A 23,741-nucleotide genomic window follows, 5' to 3' on the forward strand; every position below is an offset into this window, starting at 1 on the left:
CGAGCGAGTTGGACACAGCGCTGAATGAGTGAGCATTGCCCTATGCAACCTTGGCGTCAGGGCCCTGCGTCAATCATCGCCCAGATCAACCTGCAGCATGCCGCCTTCGAATCGCATGGGGTATTCAGTCATCTGCCAGCCCTCGGGCTGCAGGCAGCGGCCATTGCGGCCATCGAATACCCAGCCGTGGGCGATGCAGTACAGGATCCGGCCGTTGAAATCGCCGCGGCCCAACGAAACCCCTTCGTGCGGACAGCGGGCGTCGTAAGCCTTGGGCTCACCGCCATCGGGCCACATGATGACGATCTCCTTGTCGCCGACCTTGCACGGTACCAGTTCGCCTTCCCCCAGCAAGCTTTGCTTGCAGACATTCTCGTAAGCCATCGCGTTCGCTCCAGGGCAGCCGAAAAATCAGGTTCGCATCAAGATCAGTGGTGCTTCTCCGTCACGACGAACAGCTGACCTCGATATCGCGCTGGTTGGCCGGCGGTTCCGCCGCGTAGGCCTCGCGGCCGGCTTGTTCGTCATAGGGCCGGCTCAGGATCTCGAACAGCGTGGCGATGGCCGAATAGTCGCCGGCCTCGGCTTTCTCGATCGCCGCCTGGGCCAGGTGGTTGCGCAGCACGTACTTTGGATTGACGCGGTTCATGGCCTCGGCGCGGCGCGCATCATTGGTGTTCTGCTCGGCGCGCAGGCGCCGGCGATAGTCGACGACCCAGGCGTCGAAGGCCTCGATGTCGGTCATGTGTTCGCGCACGCCGTGGGCGGGCCCATCGGTATCCGTGCGGATGTCAGCGAGATGGCGCAACGTGCGCGTGAAATCGTTGCGACCGTGCTGCATCACCGCGAGCAAATCGTTGACCAGTCCCGTGTCGCCCTCACGCACTTCCCGCAATCCGAGCTTGTCGGCCCAACGGCGGCGCATGGCTTGGTGGTAGGCAGGGGCGTAGCCTTCGAGGATGCCGTTGGCCGTCTCTCGCGCGGCTTCCGGCTGTGCGGATAGCAGCGGGAGGCAGGCGCGCAGCAGGTGCGAGCAGTTCCATTGACCGACTTCCGGCTGGGCACCATAGGCATAGCGGCCGTCGAAGTCCGAGTGGTTGCAGACGTGATATTGGCGGAACCGGTCCATGAAGCCGAAGGGTCCGTAGTCCAGCGTCAGGCCGAGGATCGAGAAGTTGTCGGTATTCATGACGCCATGGCAAAAGCCCAGCGCCTGCCATTGCGCCATCAACTCGGCGGTTCGTTCGACCACGTCGGTGAGCCACAGGGCGTGGCGATCAGCGCGTTCCTGCAGGTGCGGGTAGTGCTCGTCGATCACGTGATCTGCCAGCCGGGCCAGCGTCTCGGGCTGCCCCAGGTAGGAGAAATATTCGAACTGTCCGAAACGGACGAAACTGGGCGCGACCCGGCAGACCACGGCCGCTGTTTCGGATTTTTCACGTTGCACCGGTTCGGCTGAAGCGATCAGGCTCAGGCAGCGGGTCGTCGGAACCCCGAGCGCGTGCATGGCCTCGGAGCACAGGTACTCGCGGATCGACGAGCGCAGGGCGGCACGGCCATCGAGACCGCGGGAATAGGGCGTGACACCGGAGCCCTTCAGCTGGAGTTCCCGGCGTTCTCCACAGGGGGTGCGCAACTCGGCGATCAGCAGCGCGCGGCCATCGCCCAGTTGCGGGACCCAGTGACCGAACTGGTGCCCGGCATACACCGATGCCGAAGCCGAATAGCCCGGCCAGGGACAGTCACCCGCCAGTGCCGCAGTCAGTTCGTGCCCCGCCTCGACCGGGAGTCCCAGTTCGTCGGCCAGTCGGGAATTGAAATGGGCCAGATGCGGTTCGCGCAACGGCGTGGCCGCGACCGGCACGTGGAACGGGTCGCCGAATCTTGCATAGCGCGGGCTCAGCGGCACCGCCGCCAGAGCCCGCTCGGGCTCCGTCAGCCGCCCCGGTCGCGCGGCGCCGGCGAGATCGGGAGCGGTTGCCACGCCGGTTTCAGACCTGCTCTTCGGAGGGCGCGATGGCCTTGATGCTGAGCGCGTGGATCTCCGCGGGCATCATGTCGGCCACCGCCCCGTATACCATCCGGTGTCGCTCGACCAGACTTTTCCCCTCGAAGCGGGCGGAGGCGATCGCCACGGTGAAATGGCCGCCGCCCGCGTGACGGTGTCCGGCGTGGGCGTGGCTGTCATCGTCGATGGACAGCCGCGTCGGTTCAAAGGCCTGTTTCAAAGCGGTTGCGAGACGTTCGGTACGGTCCATGGCTTACCTCACCAGCGCGGTGCGCGTCATGCCACGGCCGCGACCGGCATCGATGCGGTATCGGCGACGAGTAGCGCGTTGAACTCGGCGAGCGGCAGGGTGATCCGCTCGATGCCCTGTTCGTCCAGAAAGCGCGCCTCGTTCCGGGTCAACTCGTCCGGCAGCACGGCCCAGTGATGCTCCGACGACCGCTTCATGATCTGGCGTGCGTAGGTGCGCTCCAACTGGGTGCGGAAGCGGCAACCCAGGAACAGGAAGCTGCGGCCGGCGCGCAGTTCCTGCACGCGTTCGGGTATCGGGGTCTGGATGTCGATTTCGGTCAGCACTTCCACGTAGTCGGAGTCCGACAGGATAAAATTGCTGGCCGGCGCGATCGAACCCAAAGGCTTGTACAGCACCGTGGCCCAGCGGCTGGCTTCGGCCGGCTCCACGCGTGATCCGTCCGCGGCGAAGTAGTGCACCCAGTCCTGGAAATGCTCGGAGCGGCTGACGCCCTGGATCTGTCCGAAATCGGCGCGCCCGGCCAGTGCGTCCGCCATGCCGCGGTCGTACCACGCATCGACGATCAACGGCAGCGGCAGTCCTGCGAGAAAGCGGTGCAGCGAGGTCGGTTCCGCTGTCGCGGCAAACGCATCGTTCAGCAGGCTGACGAGCGTTTTGCGATGCTTGAAGTTCTCGATGTACTGGCCGGCGGCCGTCAGGTTCTTGCGGATCTTGTGCGGGACGGTGACCTTGGCCGTCAGCAGTTCGACCAGCGTTTCGGGCGCATCGGGCACGCTCGAACTGCCGTCCAGCGTCAGCACGCCGGGCCCGAGGTACGGAATGATGCGTCCGGCCGCGAGCCCTTCGCGAATGGCGGGCGGTAACGGGGTGCTCATGACGCTTGCTCCGCAATCGCCGCCGCTTTCAGCGTATCCACTTCGGTGCGGGGCAGCCGGAAGAGGCCACGGCCGCCGGCCAGTGCCTGATAGCAGTTCAGCGTCTTACGGCTCAAGAGCTTGAACCAGGCGTTGGGGGTGAGCGCCTCGGGGCACTCGCCAATTTCCATCACCGTGCCGTCGTTGTTGAAACGGACGTGCACGACGCATTCGACGGTGGTGGTCTCCTTCGAGACCGTTTCAGTGGCTGTCATGGTAACTCCCAACAAATTCAGTGATTGACCCATTCGATCGTGACCCGGTGGTGGCCCAGCAAGGCCTGGCACGACAACCGGGAGCGCAACGTATTTCCGCCGATCAGGGCGAGCCGATCACTCTCGCCCTTGCGGACCTTCGACAAGCCGCGTCCTCCCTGCAGCACCGTGACGTGGCAGACCCCGCAACGCGCCCGTCCGCCGCAATGCCGGGTGACGATGTCGCCGGCGAGCTTGACCGCGTCCAGCAACCGCGAGCCGCTGGCCAGCTCGAAGGTCTTGCCCAGCGGCAGCACGGTCACGCTGACCTTCCCGTTGCGCCTGGTGCTGCTGCGCAGGAACCCCGACATGCCCGGTGCTCGTCAGTAGATCGCCGCGCCGGCCCCCACATTGACCGAGGCATCTTTCGCGGTCTTCACGATGAAGCCGATCTGGTCTTCGGTCAGATGGCCATGGAACGGCAGCGCAATCGCACGGTCGGCCAGCTTCTCGGTGACGAAGAAATCGCCCTTGCGGTAGCCCAGCGTGCCGTAGTGGCTCTGGGTGTGCAGCGGGTAGCAGAACGCCGCCGCTTCGATCCGCTCGGTGGACAGGTCCTGCACGATGGCGTCGCGGCTGGACTTCGAGAAACGGGTTCCCAGGTGGATCAGGTAGACGGTCCAATGGATCTCGTCGACTTCCGGGGCCATGTAGGCCGGCTTGATGCCTTCGAACGACAGCATGTGCCGGTCGTAGTAGTCGGCGACGTCCTGGCGGCGATCGAGGATGTCATCCAGCCGCTGCAGTTGCGTCAGACCCAGCGCGGCGTTCATTTCCCCCATTTCGGCTCGATAGGGCGGGAAACCGCCGGCGATGATGGAATGGCGTTCGTCGCTGCGCCGCCCGCGGCAGGACCGCAGCTTGGACGCCAGCGCCGAGTCGTCCGTGACGACCATGCCGCCTTCGCCGGCCGTCAGCGGTCCGGGCTGGCTCAGATCGAAGATCGCGCAATCGCCGAAGGACCCTACGAGCCTGCCCTGATAGCGTGAGCCGATGGCCTCGCTGGAATCCTCCAGCAGCAGCAGGCCATGCCGGTCGGCCAGTTCGCGCAGCGGCGCCCACATGGCGGGGTGGCCGTTGACGTTGCAGGCCACGATCGCCCGCGTCTTGTCTGTGATCGCGGCCGCCGCCTTCTCGGGGGCGAGGGTGCACGACCAATAATCGATGTCGGCAAAGACCGGTTTGGCACCCGCCAGCGTGATTGCGTGCACCGTCTCGCGAAAGCCGAACGGTGGGGCGATGACTTCGTCGCCGGGGCCGATGCCATACGCCCGCAAGGTTGCCAACAACCCCAGCGTGGCGCTGCCGACGGCGACGGCGTGCCGCCGACCGAGGTATTCGGCAAAGGCCGCTTCGAAGGTCTCGACCGTCGGCCCTGCGGACAGACGGGGCGACTTCAGGACATTCTCGACGGCTTCGAGCTCGGCCAGGCTGATGTCCGGGTCGGAAAGCAGAATACTCGGTTGATCGCTCATGTCGGGTTCCTAGCGCTTTTCGGCCACGATCAGGCCGCTGGCCGTTGCGGGATCCGCTGTGATCCGGGGGCAGTGCTCAGAGGTATCGATGAAGAACACATCGAACCCGGCCGTTTGCAGCGCGGGCGTCTCGGTGTCCACGTCGCTGACATCGCAGCGCGTCAGCGACACACCCGGCAAGGCTTGGCGCAGGTTCGCGAGCCGTTCCGCCGTGGTGCCTTCGGCCTCCAGGACGGACCGGATCCGTTCGAGTGCATCCGCAGGCAGCGCCACGTCTAGTCGCTCACCTTGCGGGCCTCGACGGTGATCGGCAGGGTCGTGCCTTCCGCCATTTCGGGTAGCGCGAGTTGCCAACCGTTGGCCAGGGTCACCATGCCGCCCCACAGGTCCGGTTTTTCCTGCGACACGATGGGTTCCTCGAGATCCTTCTTCGGGACGTAGGCTGAAAGGACGCCGGCATTGTCTCTGCGGATCATGACCTTCATACGGGTTCCTGGCTGATTGAAAAGAGGCGGTTGCGGATCGGGCTCAGGCGGCAGCGGCTGGCTGAGCCGGCGTCAGCGCCGGTAGGATCCGGATGACGTGATCGATTTCCCCGGGTGTGGTGAACCGGCTGAGCGAAAAGCGGATCGTCGACAGCGCGTCCTGCGGCTTCAGTCCCATGGCCAACAGGACATGGGACGGCTCGGTTCCGGTCGCGCTGCAGGCGGCCCCCGCCGAGGCGTGAATTCCGGCGCGGTCGAGCTTGTCGAGCACGAATTCGGCTTCCGGGCCGCCCAGATTCAGGCTGGTCGTGCCGGCCAGGCGAGTGGCGCCGGCGCCGTTGATGGAGGCGCCCGGCAACTGGGCCAGCAGTCCGCTCTCCAGACGTTCGCGCAGTGCGCCAACCTGCGCCGCGTAGCCGTCCAGACCGGTGGCCGCCAATTCGGCCGCGGTGCCCAAGGCCGCGATCGCGGGCACGTTCTCGGTGCTGCCGCGCCGACCGCGCTCCTGATGTCCGAATAGCAGCGGCGGAATCTTGTGGCCTTTTCGCACGAACAGCGCACCGATGCCCTTGGGGGCATGCAGCTTGTGTCCCGACAGCGACAGGAAGTCAACGGGCAAGGTGCGCAGATCGATCGGCGTCTTGCCGACGGCCTGTACCGCGTCGGTGTGGAACAGCACGCCTTTCGCGGCGGCCATTGCCGCGGTTTCTGCGATCGGGAACACCACGCCGGTTTCGTTGTTGGCCCACATCAGCGTGACGAGGGCGGTGTCGGCCGTCACAGCGCGTTCGACCGCGTCGAGGTCCATTTGGCCTTCGCCGTCGACCGGCAGGTAAACGACTTCGATACCGTCCTGTTCCAGATGTTTGAGCAGCAGCAGCGTGCTCGGATGCTCGACCTGGCTCGTCACGATACGCCGCTTGCCGGGGCGTAGCGCCAGCGCGCCAAGGATGGCCTGGTGCGTGGCTTCCGTGCCGCTGCCGGTGAACACGATCTCCGGCGGCGAGGCACCCAGCAGCGCCGCCAGCTGACCGCGCGCACGGATGGTCTCCACCTTGGCCGTTTCGCCCGACCCGTGCTTGCTGGAGGGGTTGCCGTAGCAATCCCGCAGACAACGCAGCATGGTCTCGATGCATTCCGGAGCGACCGCCGTGGTCGCGTTGTTGTCGAGATAAATCAGCGGGTCGTTCATTGCCAGAAGCGCCGGTTCGGATCTTGGTTCAGCAGTTCGATGACCTGCGGCAGCGTTGCGTATTCCCCGTGCATGATCCAGTGATCGATCTGGTGGTCCTTGTGGTACAGCCACCAGCAGCCGCGCTCCGCGCGGTATTCGATCCGGGCGATGTCGATCACGCCGCCATCGGGGTCGACATTCCTGGAGCAGCACGAACTCTGGATCAGATAGCCATTGACGTCCGGCTGCACTTCCGGCGTCACGTAGCGATAGCGCTTGCGGCTTTCGAGCGCGCGTTCGATGCGCCGGCGATCCACCTCGTTCGGGTGCCGTTGCAGGCTGGTCACGTTCGCCTTCGCCACGTTGGCATTCATACGCTCGATGTTCTCCGTCAGGGCCTTGGATTACCGGAGTCCCTGCGCTGCGCTCTTCGGAGTGGCCATTGCCGCGCCGCGGAACCTGAGTTCAGAGGATCCCGGCAATCGTCCCCGCCTGCTGTTCGGCGTGGATTTCCTCCTCGAAGCAGCCGATCACATAGCCGCCGGGGAATTCCACCAGGTAGATGGGCAGGTTGGCTTCCTCGTGATGCCCGACCTGCACGATCTCGCCCTCGGTGCCGGCTGCCACCAGCAGCGCATCCGGCGGGTGGTCCGGATAGCTGCCGTCGTTGAACAGATCGGCCTCGGCATAGACCTTCTGTCCCCATTGGTAAATCGCGGTGCGTGGTTCGATCATGCGTGCTGCTCCGTTCCGGCCACGGGTTTGGGCGGCGGCGGGTTGTCGAGCGACTCGATCTCGCGGCCCTTCATGCCGACGGCGTAGCCGTGGTCCGGGAAGTCCACGGCGTAGATGTAGAACTGCTGCAGAAAGGTGTTGATGCTCTTGATGTAGCCGACGTCCCCTTTCTTGACGAGCACCTCGCCGATTTCCGCGCCGGTGAAGGTGCCGTCGTTGCGGATCACCTTTTTCGATTTCACCTTCTCGCCGAAGTTGAAGCGCGGTGGATCGTTCAACTCGTTGCTATCGCTGTCGCGACTGATATCACCCATCGTTACATCCTCACCCTTGTTGGCAGGCCTTCGGTAATTCGGTTCGGTGCCAGTAATCGGCCAGGCGCTGCTCCACCAGTTCCCGCACCTCGCGGTCCGGGTCGGCGCGCAGTGGTTCGAGTTCGGTCGGATCGAGCCGACTGGCGACCTCGTAGCGCACCCGCCAGTCCGGATCCCGGATCATCAGTTTCAGTTGACCGGGGCTCATGCGGGAGACGGCGGCAAGACGGACAGCGAGGTCGGCGTCGCCCGCCATGGTCGGCAGCCATTCGGTGGCCACGCGCTCGGCCACGACCTTCCGCACCTGGGGATCCCGGTCGCGGACCATGCGCACCAGCAGCGCACAGGGCAGTCGCCGGGCCACGATCTGGCGCACGAAATAATCGGGATCGTCCATCAGCGTGACGAGGTCTTTGGGTTCCGCGCGTTCGGCAACCCGGACCCTGACCTCGCGGTGCGGGTCGCCGAGCAGACCGCGGAAGTGCCGGGAGTGCAGCGGCAGCCGCTGGGCGACGCTTTGCCGGACGGTCTCGTCCGGGTCGTCGATCAGGCGCGGGAGATAGAACAATTCGGCGTGCTTGGCCGCGACGGCGCGCGTCTCGAAATACGGATGCTCGAAATAGTCCTTCGCCAGATACGGGTTCCAGCGAAAGAACCGGTCGATCCGGCGCGCATAACGGTCATGTACGCAGGCATGGCCGAGCTGGCAGCGCGCATTCGACTTGCCGGAACCGTGCTCACAGGCGGCACAGTTCAGCAGTTCGCCTTGCCAGTCGCGGGCTTCTTCGATTTCAGTCGTCGTCGCCATCGATTTGCCTCTGCAATACCGTCAGCAGCACCTTGGCTCCCACCTTGTCGGTGGGGTCGAGCTCCAGCAGTTTCTCGGCCGCGACGCGTCCTTCCTCCAGCGCGCCGAGGCGCATCTGCAGGTAGGCATAACCCTTGAGCGTGAACAGAAAGAAGCGGGGGAGCAGGGCGCCGAAGCTGCTGAAATCCGCGTCCGTCGGTTTTGCCTCACGCCAGTCCGGCGCCATCCCGTTGTCGACCGCGGCCTTGGCGAGGCATTCGGTGCAGACCGCCAGCGCCTCCGGCAACCGGTTCTTGTAGAAGAAGTACCGGTAGCGACCGATGTAGACGGCCGCATGCCCCGGGGCCATGTCCCAGGCGGCTTGCAGATGCGCCTGGGCCGCCTCGTCGCAGTGATAGTTCTGCCCCGCCAGCCGCAAGTGCGCTTCGGCTTCCGGAGGCAGGCCGGCGCCAAGGCATTCCGCGACACGCTCGTCTTCGCTCAGCTCATGGTCCGCCGTCCACCGGACCGGGCCCGGTTCCGTTACGCGGTTCCCACTGGCGACCACGGCGGTGCTAGGCGCTTTTGACCGGAATGGCGCTGAGTGCGACCGAGACCTCACCCGGGGGGGTGGCCGGCGCACTGGTGCTGCAGGTGCCGCAGCCCGTCGCTTTGGGGTCCGTGAACACCAGTCCGCTCTGCAGCGGCGTGTCCTTGAAATCCATGATCACACCCTGCAGGAGCAAGCGGCTTTCTGCCGGCAGGAACAGCTTGACGCCCTGGATGACGACTACGGCGTCGCCGGCCAGGGGCGCGGGTTCGACGCTGAACTCGGACGCCAGGCCGGAACAGCCGCCCGGGCTCACCGAGAGCCGAAAGCCGGCCTCGGGCCCGGCTCCGCCGAAGCGCACCATGCGCTGAATGAATTTCTCTGCACTGGGTGTAATCGTTAGATCCATGATGTTTTACCTATGCCGCTTCGTAACGCGGGTAGTCGTCGTCGATGATGCAGGTGAGATCGATCGGGCACACGGCGACGCATTGCGGCTCGTCGTAGTGGCCGAGGCACTCGGTACATTTCGCGGGTTCGATGATGAAGAGCCCGTTCTTGGTTTCCGAGATGGCTTGATTGGGGCATTCCGGCTCGCATGCGCAGCAGCCGGTACAGTTTTCCTCAACGATCTTGTAAGCCATTGTCAGCTCCTCAACGCGGTGGATCAGTCCCGGGCCGTCGTGGCCGGCCCGGGACGGGCGGGTACCAGATCAGCGGAAGCCGCTGCACCTAGGCGGCGATCAGCGCCCCCTGGCGGATCTGCGCATCCCCGCGCTCCACGTGTTCGATCTCGCCAGCCGTCACCTTGTCCAGGTAGTCCTTGAAGTAGGCGATGGCCGATTGCTCGATGAACTCGTTGGCGTACTGGTCGACCGGGTCGATGCCTGCGGCCTTCAGATCGCCCTTAGGACAGCCGCCGATCTTCGCGACGAACACCGCGTGGCAGTCGTTGATGGCCCGGATCACGGTCTGCAGCGCGTCTTCTTCGCCGTAGCCGCCCTGACAGTACAGGTCCACGCGGCGGTGTCCGACGAACTTCGCGCCGGTCGTGCTGAGCTCGTAGATCTGGAACTCGGTTGCATGACCGAAGTGCTCGTTGACCTTGCCGCCACCCTTGGTCGCGACCGCGATCAGCATCTTGATGTCGGATTGCGCGCCGGCGAGGCTCTGCATTTCCTCTTTCTTGGCCGCGACGACCGCCTGCCGTTCCTGTTCCACCGCGGCCTGATAGGCCTTACGGGTTTCGAGGTCGTAGGTGACTTCCATCGCCTCGATTTTCTCGGTCGTGAACTCGGCGCTGCGATCTTCGCCCAGCAGGCCGACCGCGTCGGCCCGGCACTGGCGGCAGTGCCGCATCATGTTCATCTGGCCTTCTTCGCACTGATCCTGCAGGGCCTTCAGCTCCTGGGCCGTCGGGCCGCGCTGGCCGGTCAGCCCGAATACCGTGCCGTGCTCGGGCGCCGAGATCAGCGGCATGATGTTGTGCAGGAAGGCGCCGCGGGATTTCACCGCCCTGTTCACTTCGACCAGATGCTGGTCGTTGATGCCGGGAATCATCACGGAGTTGATCTTCGACAGGATGCCGCGTGCGGTCAGCATCTCCAGTCCCTGCAGCTGTCGGTCGGTCAGGATCTTCGCGGCCTCGACGCCCGTGTAGCGCTTCTTGTTGTAGTAGATCCACGGATAGATCTTGGCGCCGATCTCGGGATCGATCATGTTGATCGTGATCGTCACATGGTCGATGTTGTACTGCGACAGACGATCGACGTGATCGGGCAGCGACAGCCCGTTGGTGGATACGCAGAGCTTGATGTCGGGCGCGGTCTTCGCGATCAGTTCGAAGGTCTTGAACGTCTTTTCCGGGTTCGCCAGCGGATCGCCGGGGCCGGCGATGCCCAGCACCGTCATCTGCGGGATCGTCGAGGCGACCGCCAGCACTTTTTTGGCCGCCTGTTCCGGGGTCAGCTTTTCGCTGACCACGCCCGGCCGGCTCTCGTTGGCGCAGTCGTACTTGCGATTACAGTAGTTGCACTGGATATTGCAGGCGGGCGCGACGGCGACGTGCATCCGCGCATAATGGTGATGCGCTTCTTCGCTGTAGCAGGGGTGGTTCTTGACCTTGTCCCAGATTTCCGCCGGGAGGTCGTTTTCGCCCGCGCTGGACCCGCAACTCGCCTTGCCCGAACCCCCGGAGGTTCCGCAGCCCTTGTGCTCGGCAACCTTCTGCATGATCTCGTCCGGTACGACCGTGCCGACGCCGCCGGCGGCCGCTGCGGCTTCGTTGTGAACTGCTTGCATCGTTTACTCCCAGGTTCGTTGGTTCGGCATGGGCCTGCGCACTGCCGTTTACCGGTCTCGCAGGCCGCCGTTCAGACGGGCGATCTGCAGCCGATGGGCGTAGCACTTGTGTCAGGCTGATCGAAGCAAACGGCGTACCATTGAAAATTAGCCAAGCTAAACAGTCAGATAAGCTCCGGTTGGGTGGGTCTGGCGCTGTTCGGAGGGGAACAAAACCTTTGTGCTTTGTCGGACTTTGTCGGAAAGACGACAGGGGCGGGAGGCGGATCGCTCGCAGGGTCTCGGTATGGGGCACTGGCGGAAAGACCCGCGCAGACGGCGAGTCGAATCCTCACCTACCGGCGCATCGCACGGACGCGTTGGGGCAAGGGCCCGTGTCCGGACCGTACGCGATGGATAGCTTGTTCGCAGCGACGTAGGTCCGATTAGCGCAGCGTAATCGGACGAATGAATCAGGCATCCCCAGGCACAACGCCGGACGCATCCCCGCACCCGTCGGCAGGGTAGGCGCCGTGCGTACCATAAAGGTGAAAGGTGGAGTACGGCCAAACCGACATACGCTTCACCAGACCATGTTTTCGCGGATTCACGTGGACGTAATCCACGTGCCCCTGAGTTGAGGCTTCATCGCGGGTCAGGTGTTCCCATTAACGCCGTTGCCAGTGCCACGCTCCCCGGCCGCTTCGCCTGCATCGGAAAGTCGTTCGGTCTTGGGCAATCCAAGGGAAAAGCTGCTTTCGATCAGACGCCACTGAGTGCTGAAGTCCGAGTCGTTCGGCGGCAGCATCCAGATACAATGCAGATGATCGGGCAACACAGCCCAGGCGTTGATGTGGAAAGGGTTGCGCACCCAAACGCGCCGAACGGTTTCTCGCAAACGATCGATTTCGCGCACCACCCAATCGTTTCGATGCCGCTCCAGCAGGTTCACCTTGAAAGACCAGGTTCCTCCGGGGATGAACGCGCGTCGATAGCTGGCCATGGCTTGGCTCTTCCTTGATGCCAAGCTTACCGCACTGGCACCATGCGTCCGATTACGCTGCGCTAATCGGACCTACGCGGGCTGACTCTGTGAGGTCGGAACGGCGCTAAAGCCGCTTGATCTCGATGTTGTACTTCTGGAGTGCGTAGTTCATCTGGCGGGTCGTCATGCCGAGGAAGCGGGCCGCCTTGGCCTGCACCCAGCCGCATTCCTCCATGGCCCAGATCAGCTTCTCGCGGGTCGAGGCGAACTGCGGCGCTTCTTCGCCATGGCGGTGCGACGCCGCATCGCGCGCCGGCAGCGGCGCGCTGGCGGACTCCGGCAGTTTCGGGGTCGGACTGACCATCTGAGTGACCGGCCGCAAGGCCATCGACAGACACATGTTGCGTTGGCAGGGGAGATTGATGTCCTGAATCGTTTTGCCCTTGGTCATGGCCGCCGTCCGCTCGACGCAGTTCTCCAGTTCGCGCACGTTGCCGGGCCAGTAGCAGTCGGTCATGATCTGCATCGCTTCGGGCGACAGGCTGACCTGACGGCCATTGGTGCGATTGAAACGCTCCAGAAAGTGCTCGACCAGCGGGGCGATATCCTCGCGCCGCTCGCGGAGCGGTGGCAGGATGATCGAGATGACGTTGATGCGGAAATAGAGGTCAGCGCGAAAGTCCCCTTCCGTCACGGCTGCTTCGAGGTTACGGTTCGTGGCCGCAATCAAGCGCACGTCGACCCGGATCGGCGTGTTGCCGCCCACCCGTTCGAATTCGCGCTCCTGCAGCACGCGCAGCAGTTTCACCTGAAAGGCCGGCGAGATTTCGCCGATCTCGTCGAGAAACAACGTTCCGCCGTCGGCCAACTCGAAGCGGCCCTTGCGTTCGGTGGTCGCGCCGGTGAAGGCGCCCTTTTCATGCCCGAACAATTCCGATTCCAGCAGCGTCTCGGACAGCGCGCCACAGTTGACTCGGACGAACGGGCCGTTGCGTCGCGGGCTCAGTTGGTGGATGGCGTTGGCGATGATTTCCTTGCCGGTGCCGCTTTCGCCGCGCAGCAGTACGGTCGAGTGCACGGACGCGGCCCGCTCCACGTCGCCGAACACGTCCTGCATCGGACGACTGTTGCCGATGACGTTCACCAGCCCCTGCACGGGGCGAACTTCCTTTTGCAGGCGATGCTGCTCGTGCATCAACTGCTCACGCTCTGTCGCGACATGCCGGTGCAGGCGCAGCGTGTGACTGATCAGGTTCGCGACCATCTTCAGCAGCCGGACATCGTCCTGCAGCGAGCCGCGATAGGCGCTCATGTCGCGATCGACGCTGACCACGCCGATGGTTTCGTTAGCAATCTTGATGGGGATGCCGACGTAGGCGATCACATCGCCGCTGGCCAGTTCGCGCGAACCGGTGCGATTCAGGAATTGGGGTTCGTCGGCAACGTTCGGAATGACGATGGGCAGGCCGGTCTTGATGATCTGGCCGATGATGCCCTCGCCTTTGCGGAACCGGCCGCGATCGATCTGGTCCTGGCTCAGTCCGCTTGCCCCAATGATATGCACGTCGCCGCTGTCCTGCACCAAGGCGATCATGCAGCGGCACATGTGCATGTGCGACGACAGCAGGTTCAGGACATCCCGCATACCCTTGCACAGATCCAGGGACGAGCCCAGGATCTTGCTGATCTCGTAGATCGTGATGAGCTGTAAAGTATCAGCAGTTTCAGCTGCTTGCGATTCGCTTTTGGCCAACAAAGGTAACTCCGCAAAGTGGGTGGCAGCAGGGGCACGAGTGGGTGCCGATCCGGGAGCAGCCGTTCCCTCTTAAGTGCTGTTGACGATCGTCTGTAGAAGATATCAAGCAACTCGGGTGCCAGGATGTGGCGCTCCGCTGCGGTGCGATGGGGATGAGAGGCGTGGCGGTCGGTAATATCCGGCCGGCGCGATGCCGGCCTGGGACCCCGCGGGATGCCCCGGATGTAGTGTCCGGGGAGCCTATTGGAATCCGGGTTTGGATTGCCTGTGCGGGGTGGCGCAGGCACAGGTGTCGACGGCTTCCAGTTTCGGGATCGGCGCCCCGGCATCCCGGATGTCGGTGGGCTGGGTCGCTTCCAGGCGGCCCTCGAGCACCGCAATCCGGTCCAGTAGTTCTGCCAGCGTCTGGTTGATCACATCGGGGATCCGGTCGTGGTCCAGGTGGACCCCGCTCGGATTCATTGCGACGCCTTCCCGGGATTGCACCACGCGCCCCGGAATGCCAACGACGGTCTTGTTGGCCGGCACGCTTTTGACGACCACCGAATTGGCGCCGACACGGACATTGTCGCCGAGCGCAATCGGGCCGAGGATTTTCGCGCCGGCGCCGACCAGCACACCATTGCCGAGCCGGGGGTGGCGCCGGCCCTTGCTCCAGCTGGTGCCGCCCAGCGTCACGCCATGGTAGAGCGTCACATCGTCGCCTATGACCGCCGTTTCCCCGATCACCACGCCCGCACCATGATCGATGAAGAAGCGGCGCCCGATCCGCGCACCCGGATGGATGTCGACATTGGTGCAGCAGCGCGAAAAAAAGGCCAGCCAGCGCGCGGCATAGCGGAAGCCGCGACGCCACAGCCGATGATTCAGACGATGGAGCAGGATGGCGTGCACCCCGGGATAGGTCGTCACGACTTCGAAGCGGTTCCGCGCGGCCGGATCGCGCTCGAAGACGCAGGTGACGTCTTCGGCCCACTGTGCGAAAAGCTTTAGCGGTGGCGCCAGCGGGGTTGCCGAAGCGCTCCATCGGGGCGCTGTGATGCCGGGTTGGGTCGGAGTCTCGCGCTGCATGGTCTGCGGTGGCATCCGGTTGGTCATGGTTCAGTGTCTCCGACGGGTTGCCCGCTGCATTCGTCCGGCTCGGCGGAGGGTCACGCCGGGATTCCGATTCGCTGCATCTCACCGAAACGGTGCGAGGGCCCAATCGTCTCGCCGGAAATGACCGATGGCGCTTGCGCCACCAGTCCGCTCGTGCTCGCCGTCGATCGGGCAACGGGTGTTACCTGTCGGAGCAAGCAAGATGTCCGCCATCCCCGTTGTGTGTTACAGGTGTATGATTATTATGATGTTGTACCGGTCGTGCGGTCGTTTCTTTCCTGTCGCAAAGCTGACAAAGCGGGCCTCGCCGCACCGGCGAAAGTCCGCGACTTGGAGCCTTTTGTCAGGGTTGCGACAGGGCGGGGGCTTTCCCTTGCTCAGGTCGTGCGACGAGTTGCCCGCAGATTCAGCGGCTTAGGAAGGACCACTTCCTGGCACCCGATTTGCTGCACCAAGAATCGGATCTGAGCTGCAGCCACGCTGACCCGATCCCGGCTCGTCCCGGCGGGAGGTGTTGTCGGGATACCGGCGCATCGGTTGCGGCAGCGATCGCGTCACCAAGCCGCGCGACCGGCCCCAGTCGCCTCCCGATCCAGACCGCGGACGCAGGAATGATGGATACCCAACTCGACTGGTCCCCCTACGACAGCTATGGACTGGGCGACGCCTTTGCCGCCACGCCGTCGGCTGGCGGCGCGTTCGGCAAGGCGGCCGCGGTCTGTATCGGTAACCGGCAGTGTCAGCGCACCGGCAACGGGGTCATGTGCCCGAGTTTCCGGGTGACCGACGACCCGGCGCACTCGACCCAGCACCGCGCCGCGACCCTGAAGGCGGCGCTGAACGGGGAATACGGCCCGCAGCCGTTCATCGGCCCCGAACTGGAGGCGGCGATGGATCTATGCGTCGGGTGCAAGGGCTGCAAGCGTGAATGCCCGAACGGCGTGGACATGGCCTTGCTGCGCGTCGAGTCGCTTGCGCAGCGCTGGGCCCAACTCGGCGGTCCGCCGGGGCGCGAGCGCCTGTTGGCCAACCTGCCACGCCTGGCACCGTGGTTGGGGCGGCTCAACTGGCTGATCCGGTTGCGCCGCCGTTTCCCGGTGCTGGCCCGCCTGGGTGAGCGCTGGCTCGGCATTGCGGCGCAGCGTTCATTGCCGGAGGGCCGCGCGAGCAGCTTCCTCAACGGACAGTCACGCGAACCGCTCGGCCTGCCGCAGGGGCGCGCAGTGGTGCTACTCGTCGACACGTTTTCGAACCATTTCGAGCCGGCCAATGCGCAAGCGGCCGTGGACGTCCTGCTGGCAGCAGGCTATCGGATCCATCTGGCCCGTCCCACGGAGGGGCAGCGCCCCCTGTGTTGCGGTCGCACCTATCTGTCGAACGGGCTGGTGGCCCAGGCGCGCGCCGAGGCGGAGAGAATGATCGCTGCGCTCGTTGATTACGCCGAGCGCGGACTCCCGATCATCGGCTTGGAACCCTCCTGCCTGTTGATGTTGCGCGACGAGTATTTCGCGCTCGGGCTCGGACCGGCGGCGGCCAAGGTCGCGAAATCTGCGCTGCTGCTGGAGGAGTTCCTGGCCAAGGAACACGACGCCAAGCGGCTCGAACTGCCGCTGCGGCCCTTGCCGGCACGGCGCGCACTCGTGCACGGCCACTGCCACCAGAAAGCCTTCGGGGCGATGAAATCGATGCGCAAGGTACTGGGTCTGGTTCCCGACCTGGAATTCGAATTGATCGAGTCGAGTTGTTGCGGTATGGCCGGCGCGTTCGGCCTGGAAGCGGAGCACTACGCCGTCTCGATGCGCATGGGCGAGCTGTCGCTATTGCCGGCGGTGCGGCAGGCCGAGTCCGATGCGCTGGTGGTGGCCAACGGCACCAGTTGCCGCCATCAGATTCACGATGGTGCGGGCCGGGAGAGTGTGCATCTGGCGCGGGTGCTGCAGGCGGCGCTGGACCGCCCGGGCTGAGCGCAGGGCTGGCGTATTGGTTGCCAGGGATCGCGAACGGAACCGGCGAGCGCGACGATGACGCTGCGCGTCACGGGAGGCGAGCCGCCGCGGCTGACGGCTCGCTGCCGCGCAGTGATTGAACTAGGGCGTGACCTCGCAACTGGTGTTCGTGTCGCCCGCCGCGCAGGTATCCTGGCCGGGGCCGCCGTTCACCGTGTCACTGCCTGCGCCGCCACAGATGACATCGTTGCCGCCCAAGCCGAAAATCGTGTCATTGCCGTCGAGGCCGGCGATGACATCCCGACCGGGCGTGCCGTATATCGCGTCGTCTCCGGACGTGCCCAGGATCGTCGCGCGCTGGCCGTTGCACATGACCGGACTTGCCGGGACGCCCTCGCTTCCCAGAATGTACACCGCGTTGAACGGCGTGCTGCCGGCGCCACTGTTCCTCACGGTCAGCTTGACCGCGACCGCGTCGCTCTCCGCGCTATCGATCTGTAACGACAAGTGGTCGCTCAGACTGCCATTGGGACCTGCGACGATGCGTCCATCTGGTAGGGTGTCGCCATTCGCGACGATTTTTTTGATCGCGCCGCCCCGGGACGAAACGTGGTATAGGCCTTGTTTGCCGGCCTCGTCCTTCCCCAGGAAGAAGACACTGGTGCCGGAAAAGCTGAAGCCGCCGCCCGCCAGGGTGCCCTGTAGGGGGTCGTCGCGCGTGAATTTGCCCGTGCCGCCGGGAACTGCCATGTTCGAGTCGACCAAACGGATGACTCGTCCCGGCGCGTAGGGTGGCAGGGTGTCCGGTGTGCCGGGCGCGCGGGGGAAGCCGGCGTTGTAGATGAAGCTGTAGATTCCAGCCAGATCCCGCGTTCCCCCGACAGAGATCGGCGTTGCAGCACCCATGAACACGACGCTCCGGTTCTCGATCTGCGGTGCCTGGAGTCGAAAGTTGTCAAACGCTCGTTGCGCCGGATCGTTCGGCACCTTGTCGCCGCGTTCGGCCGATACGACCACCTCCAGTTCTGCGCCGGTATCCCGGAGGGAAACAATAGGTCCGGTGCCGAAGCCGTTACTCGTGTCCGAGACCAATCTACGATTGTTGTAGTCCGACAACTGGCAGCATTCCGGGTTATTAAAAATGCTATTCCCGCCGAGTAGTCGGTCATCCGCAATTTCGAACACGGTGCCACCCGTGTTGCGAACGCGATAACTTCCGCCATCGCCGATAGCCGTGTCCTGATTGAATATCAGCAGACCATTGTCCTGGGCGATGACGACTGCGGCGCCAAAGGTGAAACGGTGAAAGTTGCCGGTGTAGCCCTGAGCATCCGGAACGGCGGTGTTCGTGTCGACCAGGATCGTCGGCGCCGCCGGATCGTGAGCGGCTTTGCCGAGAAAGCCGTAGAGTTCGCCCAACGGCGTGATGGTCCTGCCGCTGAACGCGACGCGTCCCGCATCGACATTGAACGGCGCGAAACCATAGCCGGTCGCGTACCCTATCAGGGAACTGCCGGTGCCGGGATACGGGTCGGTGTCATCGATCAACCGCGCCAGGGTTCCGGTCTGCGTGTCGTATGACCATAAGTGGCTCGAGAGGGGCGCCGCACCCGACACCGTCAGCGGGAAGACAACATAACGACCGTCAAATGCCGGGGCATTCTCGACACCTCCGGGCATCGCCATCAATTGACTGGGCCCCAGCGTGATTCCAGGCGGGATCTGTCTGACGTCGTACACCCTGCGGAAGCTGACGTTGCCCGCGTGCGCGGCCAAGGTAACCGCCAGCAGTGGTGTGCCGACGAGGGCAAGGGAAACTCGACGAAGCTTGAATGGTTTACGCATACCCGTTCCTCCAGGAAGTGATGACGGGCTGGCTGGGGACATAACGAGACGACGGCATCCCGGCCAGAATCCAGTGAAGTGAGACCGTGTCCCTGGCTCTCCCGTCCGAGCGGCCATGTTGGTTCTCGGAGCCCCCGTGCATCGGGAAGTCAGGATGGCAAATAGGTGTAGTCGACCTATCGCTCCGGCATGGTGCGTCGGGGTTTTCCTTACGTCAAGGCGTAAGGTTGGCTTAGACTGGACTTGCGGTTATTGGGGTGGGAGCGCGACTCTGTCGGCGCTTCTTCGGAAGGCCCCGGGCCGCAGGGCGGGGTACCTTCCGGAAAGTGTATCGCCGCTACAGTGGCGCGATGCTCCAGCTCATCTTGCCGGGCCTCGGTGGTGCGGTCACGACGAGGACGGTTCGCTGGGCGCGGTCGGTGCGTTCACCCTTCGTTGGCGGCGACGAACGATCAAGTGTCGCGACATCGGCCGGCTTCACGTCAGTCGTTTGTTGTGGCATGGCATTACCTCGTCAATATCGGCTATGGGCTGGTTGGCGACGGGATCCGGCTCGCGGGTGCGGCCGCTCGTTGCGAGGACAACCGCTTGCGTCTCGGCCGCGGATGTCCCGCTCGATCGCTCTCTCGCTCAAACCTAGGAAATAACCGTGCCATCAATATAAAGGATTGTCTCTATTACGGAAACGGACTTGTGGCAGGGCTGAATTCGATGCTCACTTTGTCATTCTTTCGACAGATGGGAGGGACTTTGTCATCTTTGTGACAATGGCCCGGAGCCGGTTGCATGCCGACCGTCATGTAACGCACGGAATTCGGTCGACAACACGATCCCCTGGCGCGAGGCGATCCGGATACGTATCGGGACTGGTCTCCATCAAGCACAATCCGGTTGAGCCGGCGGTTAGGGTCGCATACAGTGACTGTCGCAATTTCGCGGCCCCACAGCTTGATTGAGGTCCAATCCGGTCATGAGTTCCTTGTCCAGCATCGAAACACTTCCAGTCAACGGCGTCACGTACTACCTGCCCAAGACGACCGAGGATCTGTCGACCTTGATCGAGAGCTCGCGTTCGACGGGCAGGCCCATCAGTCTGCGGGGTTCGGGGCATTCGTTTCCGCTGATCCCGGACAGCGAGGCGATGGACGCCTGTCTTTACGTGCTGATGTCGTATTTCGATTCGGTCTCGTTCGACGATGCCAAGCAGCGGGTCACCGTGGGTGGCGGCTGCCACCTGGGGCTGGACCCCTACGACCCGACCGGACGCTCGACGCTGGAAAACAGCCTGTTCTACCAACTTTTCCAGCATGGTTGGGCGATTCCCGAGATGGGCGGGATCACGCACCAGACGGTGGGTGGCTTCCTGTCGACGGGATCCTCCGGCGGTTCCCTGATCTATTCCTTCGACGACATGCTGGTCAGCCTCTCGATCCTGACGGCCGAGAACCCGCCGCAGCTCCGCACCTTCTCGGTGGATGACGCGGATCCCGATGGTTTCCATGCCGCGGGCATCGCACTCGGGCTGTTCGGCTTCATCGTGTCGGCCACCTTTCGGTGCGTCGACACCTTCAACATCGAGGGTACCGAAACGATCTCGACCGTGGACAACTGTGCGATCGACCTGTTCGGTTCCGGGCCCAACGATCTCAAGTCGTGGATGCAGAAGACCGAATATACCCGCCTGATCTGGTGGCCCCAGGAGTCCGTGCAGAAAATGGTGGTCTGGCAGGCGAAGCAGATTCCGCCGGTCAGCGGCTTCCAGCCCAAGCCCTATCAGGAGGTGCCGGCGATCTTCGGTTCCAACATCCCGGCTTCGGTCGCTGCGGACATGATCTACAGCGCAATCGGCAACTGGCCCGACTGGTTCACCGATACGTTCAACAACTCACCGGAGTCGCGGTTGTTCGCCGATCTGATCTCTTCGCAGTTCTATCCGATGATCCTGCCGGCGCTGCTATCGATCTTCGTGCCGGTCGACGATCCCGCGACCGGGCCGCAGCAGTTCCGTGACTACTGGTGGAGCGGGCTCTGCATGGACAACCAGATGAATGACAAGCTGATGCCGGTCAAGTTTACGGAACTGTGGATCCCGATCGACAAGGCGCCGGAAGTCATGAACGAACTCCTCGACTTCTATGGCCAGTCCGGACAGAACACCGACAACACCGGGTCATTCTGCGTCGAACTATACGGCGCCAAGGGTGGCAAGTTCTGGCTCGGACCTTCTTACGGCAGCGACGTCATCCGCATCGATGTGTTCTGGTTCGCCAATACGCCGAAGGATCCCGTTGTGACGCTTTTTCAACGTTACTGGGATCGCTTTGCGAAGTACGATTTTCGCTGTCATTGGGGCAAGTACCTGCCGACGACCATCGCCGGGCAATCGGGAGCGGCGTATCTGCAGAATCAGTACCCGCACTGGGCCGCCTGGGCCCAGCTGCGGCAGCGGCTCGATCCCGACAACGTCTTCCTGACGCCTTACTGGAAGGCGCACCTCGCCCTGTAATCCCACTGGCGGAGGCAGGGCCGGGGGCAACAGCCGATGAGACGGTTGGGGTCGAGAGTCCGGCAGACGGACTACGCATCGTGCTAATGGACATGCAGATGCCGGAGTTGGACGGACTCGGTGCGACACGGGAACTGCGTGCCATGCCGGGCCGGGAGCGTCTCGTCATCATCGCCATGACAGCGAATGCGTTCGACGATGATCGCATAAGGTGCCTGGCGGCCGGGATGAACGACTTCATCGCCAAGCCTATCAAGCCGGAGATTGTCTTCGATAAGGTGTTGCATTGGCTCGGGAGTGTGACGCACTGAAACGCTTGGACCATGATCCGTTCGGCAACCATGTCGATGCAGTTACCGAGCTTGGCAATGCTGCTTCGAGACCAGCGTCGTGCTTGCGGGTAACGCACCGTGGGGTCCGTCGCCCGATGAATTGCCGCTGAAATGATTGGCCTATTGCCGGCCGATCTGCGTCGTCAGTGCTCGGATGCGATCGGCTGTGGGCCGCGAAGAGCGGGACCCGCCCGGTGATCGAGGCTGCCTTCTGGATCAGTCGGAAACGTGCCGGTTTCCCGACGCTCAGGCGGAAATGGCCCTGCACGGCCCTGCAGCATCGGGCAGACGGTTACTCCGGACTCACCGCTACGGGTTGAGATGCCAGACGGGCGGATGGCAGATGCCGACACGTGTCGGTAACGAGATCCCGTCGACGATCGTGAAGGGTGGCTGACAAGCGCGGATTTCCGGCGCTTTGGGTGATGGGAGGCGCTAAACGACCTGATTGGGCCTGTTTTTCCACGGGGATGGATTCTGCGCGAAGGTCAGGGTCATGAGTTGCTCGCGGAGAGGGATCACTGCCGCACGAGAACGGCAGGGAATAGCAGGTCCATCGGGATGGCTGCCAGGAGCAACGTCAGCAGTACTTGTTCGTCAGCTGACACCATGTTAGAGGCGGTGCGGAGGATCCACCGAAGCCCTGCGACTGCGAGTCGGTCGTGAGGCACGGGATCCATGTTCCGGTTCTTGCAACACGAAGCCCCTTTCCACTCCTCAGGAGTCGCCCGATGAAGGTTCACAAGAGTACCAGCGGCCGCAGCGTCGTCGGCGCACTGGCTGCCGTCACCGCTGCCCTCGTGGCGTGGCAACCGGAAGTCGATGCCTGTTCCCGCATTCTATGGAATGACAACAAGGTCGCGGTCTTCGTCGCCCGGACCATGGACTGGCCTGAATCCACCGAGCCCGTGCTCACCGTGCTACCGCGCGGCATGAAACGCGATGGCGGTCGCGCTGGCTCCGAGGTGGTCGTCAAGGAGAACCCCGCGCGCTGGACGTCCAAGTATGGCAGTCTCGTTACGACGATTTACGGGATCGGCACCGCCGACGGGCTCAACGAGCGGGGACTGGCCGCCCACATGCTCTACCTCAATTCCGCCGACTTCGGCCCGCGCGACCCGAGCAAGCCCGCGTTGCATGCCGCGTTATGGGCGCAGTTCCTGCTCGACGACGCCGCAACCGTCACGGAAGCGCTGGCACTGCTCGACACCGTTCAAGTCGTCCCCGTGGAAGCGCGCGGCCACAAGGCCAATGTTCACCTCGCGATCGACGATGCCAGCGGCGATTCGGCGATCATCGAATTCGTCAACGGCAAGCGGGTCGTGCACCATGGCCGAGAGTATCGGATCATGACGAACGACCCGACCTATGACGAACAGCTCGCGCTGCTCGGGAAGCTCGACTTCTCCAAACCGAGCAGCGATTTACCCCTGCCCGGCAACGTCAAGGCGACTGACCGTTTCCAGCGCGCCGCGTATTACTCGGCCATGCTGCCGGAACCAAAGAACGATCGTGAAGCCGTGGCCTCTGTCCTGGCGATCGCGCGCAACGTGTCAGTGCCATTCGGTGCACCCTACAAGGGTTTCGGAATCTACAACACCGAATACCGCACCGTGGCCGATCTTACCGACAAGCGCTACTTCTTCGAGTTGACGACCAGCCCGAACGTGCTCTGGGCCAACCTCGGGAAATTCCAGCTCAAGCCCGGGTCGCCGGTCATGATCCTTCAACCTGACAACATCGCGTTGTCGGGGGACGTCACGGCACGGTTCCACAAGGTTTCGAAAGCGCCCTTCTGAACGATGGAAAAGTATCGGCTGGCAATGCTGCGGCAAGCGAGCCTGGAACGATGACGCCGGGCGCCGAGGTTCCATCCAGACCACTGCAACGGCACCTCGACCACCTGGTAAGCTGATGCGACACATCGCACAGGTCAGGGGCGGCTGTAAGCCGTGGCCGGATGCGAAAGCCGCCGTTCCCGTTCCGACGCCCATACGACAGCAAAACGTCGACTTGTTGCCCCACGGGATATGCCGGCCGAACT

At 63.7% G+C, this 23,741-nt stretch carries 27 protein-coding genes; 4 read left to right on the top strand and 23 right to left on the bottom strand.

Annotated elements, in window-relative coordinates; translation table 11 throughout:
- Nucleotides 1-69: 69 nt before the first annotated feature.
- The 21 genes from BWR02_RS11495 to cysE all read right to left on the bottom strand — a co-directional run bounded on the left by BWR02_RS11495 (nt 70) and on the right by cysE (nt 15,068).
- Nucleotides 70-384 carry a Rieske (2Fe-2S) protein gene (locus BWR02_RS11495; protein WP_139557915.1) on the bottom strand — a complete coding sequence of 105 codons (315 nt, stop codon included), beginning with the start codon at nt 382-384 and terminating at the stop codon, nt 70-72.
- A 61-nt stretch (nt 385-445) separates the two neighbouring features.
- Nucleotides 446-1,984: a protein adenylyltransferase SelO gene (locus BWR02_RS11500; RefSeq protein ID WP_139557916.1), complete on the bottom strand. Its 1,539-nt coding sequence runs from the start codon at nt 1,982-1,984 to the stop codon at nt 446-448.
- 7 nt (nt 1,985-1,991) lie between these two features.
- Entirely contained in the window at nt 1,992-2,258 is a 267-nt protein-coding gene (locus BWR02_RS11505) for a BolA family protein (RefSeq protein ID WP_139557917.1), read from the bottom strand.
- A gap of 26 nt (nt 2,259-2,284) precedes the next feature.
- Complete coding sequence (locus BWR02_RS11510; protein WP_139557918.1) at nt 2,285-3,136, bottom strand: SIR2 family NAD-dependent protein deacylase; 852 nt, start codon at nt 3,134-3,136, stop codon at nt 2,285-2,287.
- Entirely contained in the window at nt 3,133-3,390 is a 258-nt protein-coding gene (locus BWR02_RS11515) for a hypothetical protein (protein ID WP_129883109.1), read from the bottom strand. Before BWR02_RS11515 ends, BWR02_RS11510 begins: the two co-directional genes overlap by 4 nt.
- A 17-nt stretch (nt 3,391-3,407) precedes the next feature.
- A complete protein-coding gene (locus BWR02_RS11520; protein ID WP_129883110.1) occupies nt 3,408-3,740 on the bottom strand; it encodes a 2Fe-2S iron-sulfur cluster-binding protein in 333 nt (110 codons plus the stop codon).
- 12 nt (nt 3,741-3,752) lie between these two features.
- A complete protein-coding gene (locus tag BWR02_RS11525; RefSeq protein ID WP_139557919.1) occupies nt 3,753-4,904 on the bottom strand; it encodes a DegT/DnrJ/EryC1/StrS family aminotransferase in 1,152 nt (383 codons plus the stop codon).
- A 9-nt stretch (nt 4,905-4,913) separates the two neighbouring features.
- The gene (locus tag BWR02_RS11530; protein WP_139557920.1) at nt 4,914-5,177 is read right to left on the bottom strand and encodes a DUF6129 family protein; all 264 of its coding nucleotides are present in this window, start codon (nt 5,175-5,177) and stop codon (nt 4,914-4,916) included.
- 2 nt (nt 5,178-5,179) lie between these two features.
- On the bottom strand, nt 5,180-5,389 hold the full coding sequence (nifT, locus tag BWR02_RS11535) for a putative nitrogen fixation protein NifT (RefSeq protein WP_129883113.1): 210 nt from the start codon (nt 5,387-5,389) through the stop codon (nt 5,180-5,182).
- Nucleotides 5,390-5,432: 43 nt separating this feature from the next.
- Entirely contained in the window at nt 5,433-6,581 is a 1,149-nt protein-coding gene (locus BWR02_RS11540; protein WP_139557921.1) for a cysteine desulfurase family protein, read from the bottom strand.
- Nucleotides 6,578-6,937 (bottom strand): DUF3024 domain-containing protein, encoded by a 360-nt coding sequence (locus BWR02_RS11545; RefSeq protein WP_139557922.1) that lies wholly within the window; start codon nt 6,935-6,937, stop codon nt 6,578-6,580. Before BWR02_RS11545 ends, BWR02_RS11540 begins: the two co-directional genes overlap by 4 nt.
- 91 nt (nt 6,938-7,028) lie before the next feature.
- On the bottom strand, nt 7,029-7,298 hold the full coding sequence (locus BWR02_RS11550) for a nitrogen fixation protein NifZ (RefSeq protein ID WP_139557923.1): 270 nt from the start codon (nt 7,296-7,298) through the stop codon (nt 7,029-7,031).
- A complete protein-coding gene (locus BWR02_RS11555) occupies nt 7,295-7,612 on the bottom strand; it encodes a nitrogen fixation protein NifZ (protein ID WP_139557924.1) in 318 nt (105 codons plus the stop codon). The genes BWR02_RS11550 and BWR02_RS11555 overlap by 4 nt, the downstream gene beginning before the upstream one ends.
- Nucleotides 7,613-7,622: 10 nt before the next feature.
- Nucleotides 7,623-8,420 carry a 4Fe4S-binding leucine-rich repeat protein gene (locus tag BWR02_RS11560; RefSeq protein WP_139557925.1) on the bottom strand — a complete coding sequence of 266 codons (798 nt, stop codon included), beginning with the start codon at nt 8,418-8,420 and terminating at the stop codon, nt 7,623-7,625.
- Nucleotides 8,404-8,967, bottom strand: coding sequence for a hypothetical protein (locus BWR02_RS11565; protein ID WP_236102170.1), 564 nt, complete (start codon nt 8,965-8,967; stop codon nt 8,404-8,406). The genes BWR02_RS11560 and BWR02_RS11565 overlap by 17 nt, the downstream gene beginning before the upstream one ends.
- 7 nt (nt 8,968-8,974) lie before the next feature.
- On the bottom strand, nt 8,975-9,358 hold the full coding sequence (locus BWR02_RS11570) for a HesB/IscA family protein (RefSeq protein ID WP_139557926.1): 384 nt from the start codon (nt 9,356-9,358) through the stop codon (nt 8,975-8,977).
- A gap of 10 nt (nt 9,359-9,368) precedes the next feature.
- On the bottom strand, nt 9,369-9,593 hold the full coding sequence (locus tag BWR02_RS11575) for a 4Fe-4S binding protein (protein ID WP_129883121.1): 225 nt from the start codon (nt 9,591-9,593) through the stop codon (nt 9,369-9,371).
- A gap of 88 nt (nt 9,594-9,681) precedes the next feature.
- On the bottom strand, nt 9,682-11,250 hold the full coding sequence (gene nifB / locus BWR02_RS11580) for a nitrogenase cofactor biosynthesis protein NifB (RefSeq protein WP_139557927.1): 1,569 nt from the start codon (nt 11,248-11,250) through the stop codon (nt 9,682-9,684).
- Between the two features lie 634 nt (nt 11,251-11,884).
- Complete coding sequence (locus BWR02_RS11585) at nt 11,885-12,232, bottom strand: REP-associated tyrosine transposase (RefSeq protein ID WP_201276239.1); 348 nt, start codon at nt 12,230-12,232, stop codon at nt 11,885-11,887.
- 106 nt (nt 12,233-12,338) lie between these two features.
- Nucleotides 12,339-13,967 (bottom strand): nif-specific transcriptional activator NifA, encoded by a 1,629-nt coding sequence (nifA, locus tag BWR02_RS11590; protein ID WP_139557928.1) that lies wholly within the window; start codon nt 13,965-13,967, stop codon nt 12,339-12,341.
- 243 nt (nt 13,968-14,210) lie between these two features.
- A complete protein-coding gene (gene cysE, locus BWR02_RS11595; RefSeq protein ID WP_236102172.1) occupies nt 14,211-15,068 on the bottom strand; it encodes a serine O-acetyltransferase in 858 nt (285 codons plus the stop codon).
- 611 nt (nt 15,069-15,679) lie between these two features.
- Here cysE and BWR02_RS11600 point away from each other — a divergent pair.
- On the top strand, nt 15,680-17,032 hold the full coding sequence (locus BWR02_RS11600; protein WP_236102174.1) for a (Fe-S)-binding protein: 1,353 nt from the start codon (nt 15,680-15,682) through the stop codon (nt 17,030-17,032).
- Between the two features lie 123 nt (nt 17,033-17,155).
- Here BWR02_RS11600 and BWR02_RS21090 read toward each other — a convergent pair whose 3' ends face one another.
- Nucleotides 17,156-18,859, bottom strand: a complete 1,704-nt coding sequence (locus BWR02_RS21090; protein ID WP_139557929.1) for a calcium-binding protein — start codon at nt 18,857-18,859, stop codon at nt 17,156-17,158.
- Between the two features lie 337 nt (nt 18,860-19,196).
- Nucleotides 19,197-19,361 (bottom strand): hypothetical protein, encoded by a 165-nt coding sequence (locus BWR02_RS20875; RefSeq protein ID WP_162560113.1) that lies wholly within the window; start codon nt 19,359-19,361, stop codon nt 19,197-19,199.
- A 468-nt stretch (nt 19,362-19,829) separates the two neighbouring features.
- On the opposite strand from BWR02_RS20875, the gene BWR02_RS11610 reads away from it, so the two are divergent.
- The 3 genes from BWR02_RS11610 (at nt 19,830) to BWR02_RS11620 (ending at nt 23,496) form a co-directional block, all read left to right on the top strand.
- Nucleotides 19,830-21,365, top strand: coding sequence for a D-arabinono-1,4-lactone oxidase (locus BWR02_RS11610; protein ID WP_139557930.1), 1,536 nt, complete (start codon nt 19,830-19,832; stop codon nt 21,363-21,365).
- Between the two features lie 80 nt (nt 21,366-21,445).
- Nucleotides 21,446-21,676 (top strand): response regulator, encoded by a 231-nt coding sequence (locus BWR02_RS11615; protein WP_268921416.1) that lies wholly within the window; start codon nt 21,446-21,448, stop codon nt 21,674-21,676.
- Between the two features lie 752 nt (nt 21,677-22,428).
- Entirely contained in the window at nt 22,429-23,496 is a 1,068-nt protein-coding gene (locus BWR02_RS11620; protein WP_139557932.1) for a linear amide C-N hydrolase, read from the top strand.
- Nucleotides 23,497-23,741 lie beyond the last annotated feature (245 nt).

Source organism: Methylotetracoccus oryzae (genome assembly GCF_006175985.1).
In the GTDB taxonomy this organism is placed as follows: Bacteria; Pseudomonadota; Gammaproteobacteria; order Methylococcales; family Methylococcaceae; genus Methylotetracoccus; species Methylotetracoccus oryzae.